Annotated in this window: 2 tRNA genes and 2 rRNA genes; all 4 read left to right on the forward strand. The window is 49.4% G+C overall.

Going from position 1 to position 5,099, the window contains the following annotated elements:
* Positions 1-190: 190 nt before the first annotated feature.
* The 4 genes from BLP46_RS12460 (at position 191) to BLP46_RS12475 (ending at position 5,091) form a co-directional block, all read left to right on the forward strand.
* Positions 191-1,720, forward strand: a 16S ribosomal RNA gene (locus tag BLP46_RS12460).
* 110 nt (positions 1,721-1,830) lie between these two features.
* Positions 1,831-1,906: transfer RNA gene (locus BLP46_RS12465), tRNA-Ala, on the forward strand.
* Positions 1,907-1,936: 30 nt separating this feature from the next.
* Positions 1,937-2,013 (forward strand) — tRNA-Ile (locus tag BLP46_RS12470).
* Positions 2,014-2,258: 245 nt separating this feature from the next.
* Positions 2,259-5,091 (forward strand): 23S ribosomal RNA (locus tag BLP46_RS12475).
* Together the 16S and 23S rRNA genes with 2 tRNA genes alongside form the textbook arrangement of a ribosomal RNA operon.
* Positions 5,092-5,099 lie beyond the last annotated feature (8 nt).

Raw genomic sequence — 5,099 nt, forward strand, 5'->3', positions numbered from 1 at the left:
ACAGGACCTTGAAAATTAAACAACGAAAAGAGACAAGGAACCCGTAATGACTTTGAGGAAAGCTCAAAGAATTACAAGTTTTAAGATGTACTTTAGAACATCGTAAATTCACGGATACGTCAAGTATTTGTTGATGAGCAGAGAGAACTCTGAAATTGATATTAAGGTTCGAAAGAGCTTTAAGATACAAATTTTAGAGAGTTTGATCCTGGCTCAGGACGAACGCTGGCGGCGTGCCTAACACATGCAAGTCGAACGGAACTGCTTCGAAGGATTTCTTCGGAATGACATTGATTCAGTTTAGTGGCGGACGGGTGAGTAACGCGTGAGTAACCTGCCTTCAAGAGGGGGATAACATTCTGAAAAGAATGCTAATACCGCATGACATATGATTGTCGCATGGCAGACATATCAAAGATTTATCGCTTGAAGATGGACTCGCGTCCGATTAGTTAGTTGGTGAGGTAACGGCCCACCAAGACCGCGATCGGTAGCCGGACTGAGAGGTTGAACGGCCACATTGGGACTGAGACACGGCCCAGACTCCTACGGGAGGCAGCAGTGGGGGATATTGCGCAATGGGGGCAACCCTGACGCAGCAACGCCGCGTGAAGGATGAAGGTTTTCGGATTGTAAACTTCTTTTATTAAGGACGAATAATGACGGTACTTAATGAATAAGCTCCGGCTAACTACGTGCCAGCAGCCGCGGTAATACGTAGGGAGCAAGCGTTGTCCGGATTTACTGGGTGTAAAGGGTGCGTAGGCGGCTAAGCAAGTCAGATGTGAAATCTATGGGCTCAACCCATAAACTGCATTTGAAACTGCATAGCTTGAGTGAAGTAGAGGCAGGCGGAATTCCCCGTGTAGCGGTGAAATGCGTAGAGATGGGGAGGAACACCAGTGGCGAAGGCGGCCTGCTGGGCTTTAACTGACGCTGAGGCACGAAAGCGTGGGTAGCAAACAGGATTAGATACCCTGGTAGTCCACGCTGTAAACGATGATTACTAGGTGTGGGGGGTCTGACCCCTTCCGTGCCGGAGTTAACACAATAAGTAATCCACCTGGGGAGTACGGCCGCAAGGTTGAAACTCAAAGGAATTGACGGGGGCCCGCACAAGCAGTGGAGTATGTGGTTTAATTCGAAGCAACGCGAAGAACCTTACCAGGTCTTGACATCCAACTAACGAGATAGAGATATGTTAGGTGCCCTTCGGGGAAAGTTGAGACAGGTGGTGCATGGTTGTCGTCAGCTCGTGTCGTGAGATGTTGGGTTAAGTCCCGCAACGAGCGCAACCCTTGCTATTAGTTGCTACGCAAGAGCACTCTAATAGGACTGCCGTTGACAAAACGGAGGAAGGTGGGGACGACGTCAAATCATCATGCCCCTTATGACCTGGGCTACACACGTACTACAATGGGCGTTAACAGAGGGAAGCAAAATAGCGATATGGAGCAAACCCCTAAAAACGTTCTCAGTTCAGATTGCAGGCTGCAACCCGCCTGCATGAAGTCGGAATTGCTAGTAATCGCGGATCAGCATGCCGCGGTGAATACGTTCCCGGGCCTTGTACACACCGCCCGTCACACCATGGGAGCCGGTAATACCCGAAGTCAGTAGTTCAACCGCAAGGAGAGCGCTGCCGAAGGTAGGATTGGCGACTGGGGTGAAGTCGTAACAAGGTAGCCGTATCGGAAGGTGCGGCTGGATCACCTCCTTTCTATGGAGAATTAATCAGATGAAACAAGCTGATTTAACATCCAAGGTCAGCATTACGAAAGACTTGTAACTATCGTTGTTTAATTTTCAGGGCCCTGCCCTAAGAGATATGGGGGTATAGCTCAGCTGGGAGAGCACCTGCTTTGCAAGCAGGGGGTCAGCGGTTCGATCCCGCTTATCTCCACCAAAGGCTTAAGAAATGAGCCACAACCAATATGGGCTTATAGCTCAGCCGGTTAGAGCGCACGCCTGATAAGCGTGAGGTCGGTGGTTCGAGTCCACTTAAGCCCACCAAAATCTTAATGGCAAAAGGCAATAGTCGAAGTCGTTAAGATGAAGCACCTTGAAAACTGAATAAAGATAGCAGATAAAGCGAGAAAAGTATAAGTTATTTTCAAAAAGGTTTAAAACTCAAACGAAGGTAATAAATACTGCAATTTTAAAGGGTAAGTTTAATTTAGTAAGACACTAAAGAAGGCTTATTATCTGTAAGGTAATGAAAAACATTACAAACGAAGAACCAAAGATATCTCAATAATGGTCAAGCTACAAAGAGCACAAGGGGAATGCCTTGGCACCGAGAGCCGAAGAAGGACGTGACAAACTGCGAAAAGCTGCGGGGAGCTGTAAGTGAGCGCTATATCCGCAGATATCCGAATGGAGCAATCCGATTAGAGGAAAGTCTAATCATCATATGCTGAATACATAGGCATATGAGGGGAACCGCCTGAACTGAAACATCTAAGTAGGGCGAGGAAGAGAAATCAACAGAGATTCCGTAAGTAGTGGCGAGCGAACACGGAAGAGGCCAAACCGAGAGTAGTAATACTTTCGGGGTTCGGACAGAGCACGGTATTGCAAAGACTTAGCAGAATGGTGTGGGAAAGCCAACCGAAGAAGGTGAGAGTCCTGTATGCGAAAAGTTGATGCAGCCATCTGTATCCAGAGTACCGCCGGACACGTGAAACCCGGTGGGAATACGGGGGGACCATCCTCCAAGCCTAAATACTACTCGGTGACCGATAGAGAAGAAGTACTGTGAAGGAAAGGTGAAAAGTACCCCTGACGGGGAGTGAAAAAGAACCTGAAACCTTGTGTTTACAAGCACCGAAAGTTCATCAAGGAACAATCGGGTACCTTTTGTAGAATGGTCCGGCGAGTGAATGTATGTGGCAAGGTTAAGCACTTAAGGTGTGAAGCCGCAGCGAAAGCGAGTCTGAATAGGGCGTATGAAGTCATATGTATTCGACCCGAAACCGGGTGACCTACCCATGGCCAGGCTGAAGTAAAGGTAAAACTTTATGGAGGGCCGAACCGACTCCCGTTGAAATGGTAGCGGATGAGTTGTGGGTAGCGGAGAAATTCCAATCGAACCCGGAGATAGCTGGTTCTCTCCGAAATAGCTTTAGGGCTAGCCTTGAAATAGATTACCGGAGGTAAAGCACTGTATTGGCTAGGGGCCGAGAGGTTACTGAACCTTAACAAACTAAGAATGCCGGATAATCGTTTTTCAGGAGTCAGACAGCGGGAGATAAGTTTCGTTGTCAAAAGGGAAACAGCCCAGACCCACAGCTAAGGTCCCAAAGTATAGTTAAGTGGAAAAGGATGTGGAATTGCACAGACAACCAGGATGTTGGCTTAGAAGCAGCCACTCATTAAAAGAGTGCGTAATAGCTCACTGGTCGAGTGACTCTGCGCCGAAAATTTAACGGGGCTAAACTATACACCGAAGCTTGGGATACCTAAATAGGTATGGTAGGAGAGCGTTCTGTACGGGGTGAAGTTACAGCGAAAGCGGTAGTGGACTGTACAGAAGTGAGAATGCCGGAATAAGTAGCGAGAATTAAGTGAGAATCTTAATGGCCGAAAGTCTAAGGTTTTTGGAGGAAGGTTCGTCCGCTCCAAGTAAGTCGGGAGCTAAGGTCAGGCCGAAAGGCGTAGCCGATGCACATACGGTTGATATTCCGTAACCATCTGTAATTTAAACAAAGGGACACTTGAAAAGGGTGTGACCCGGGCGTTGGTAGACCCGGGCGTAAGGGACCGAAAATAGAGTAGGGAAGCACACTTGGCTCAAGGCGAGAAAAGCTTTGTGTATAGAAGCAGATGCCCGTACCGCAAACCGACACAGGTGGACAGGAAGAGAATTCTAAGGCCAGCGGGGGAAGGGTAGTTAAGGAACTCGGCAAATTGACTCCGTAACTTCGGAATAAGGAGTGCTCGAAAGAGCCGCAGAGAATAGGCCCAGGCGACTGTTTAGCAAAAACACAGGTCTCTGCCAAATCGAAAGATGAAGTATAGGGGCTGACACCTGCCCGGTGCCGGAAGGTTAAGAGGAGGAGTGAGAGCTCCGAATTGAAGCCCCGGTAAACGGCGGCCGTAACTATAACGGTCCTAAGGTAGCGAAATTCCTTGTCGGGTAAGTTCCGACCCGCACGAATGGTGTAACGATCTGGGCACTGTCTCAACTACCCACCCGGCGAAATTGTAGTACCGGTGAAGATGCCGGTTACCTGCGGCAAGACGGAAAGACCCCATGGAGCTTTACTGTAGCCTGATATTGGGTTTCGGTAATCTATGTACAGGATAGGCGGGAGACTGGGAACCGTGAGCGTCAGCTTACGGGGAGTCATTGTTGGGATACCGCCCTTAGGTTTCTGGAATTCTAACCTGCGGCCGTGAATCCGGTCGGGGGACATTGTCAGGTGGGCAGTTTGACTGGGGCGGTCGCCTCCGAAAGAGTAACGGAGGCGCTCAAAGGTTGGCTCAGCACGGACGGAAACCGTGCCTCAGAGTGTAAACGCAAAAGCCAGCCTAACTGCGAGGATGACGGTCCGAGCAGTAACGAAAGTTGGAGTTAGTGATCCGGCGGTATGTGAATGGAAATGCCGTCGCTCAACGGATAAAAGCTACCCTGGGGATAACAGGCTGATCTCCCCCAAGAGTCCACATCGACGGGGAGGTTTGGCACCTCGATGTCGGCTCATCACATCCTGGGGCTGTATTCGGTCCCAAGGGTTCGGCTGTTCGCCGATTAAAGTGGTACGCGAGCTGGGTTCAGAACGTCGCGAGACAGTTCGGTCCCTATCTGTCGTGGGCGCAGGATATTTGAGGAGCTCTGTCCTTAGTACGAGAGGACCGGGATGGACATACCTCTGGTGCACCAGTTGTCACGCCAGTGGCACAGCTGGGCAGCTATGTATGGATCGGATAAACGCTGAAAGCATCTAAGCGTGAAGCCGACTCCAAGATTAGATATCCCATCGTTTTAACGAGTAAGACCCCTTGTAGACTACGAGGTTGATAGGCTGCGTGTGTAAGTGCCGTGAGGCATTCAGCTTGGCAGTACTAATAGGTCGAGGGCTTGACCATATTTCTTT

The organism is Ruminococcus sp. YE282 (assembly GCA_900101355.1).
Lineage (GTDB): Bacteria > Bacillota > Clostridia > Oscillospirales > Acutalibacteraceae > Ruminococcoides > Ruminococcoides bromii_A.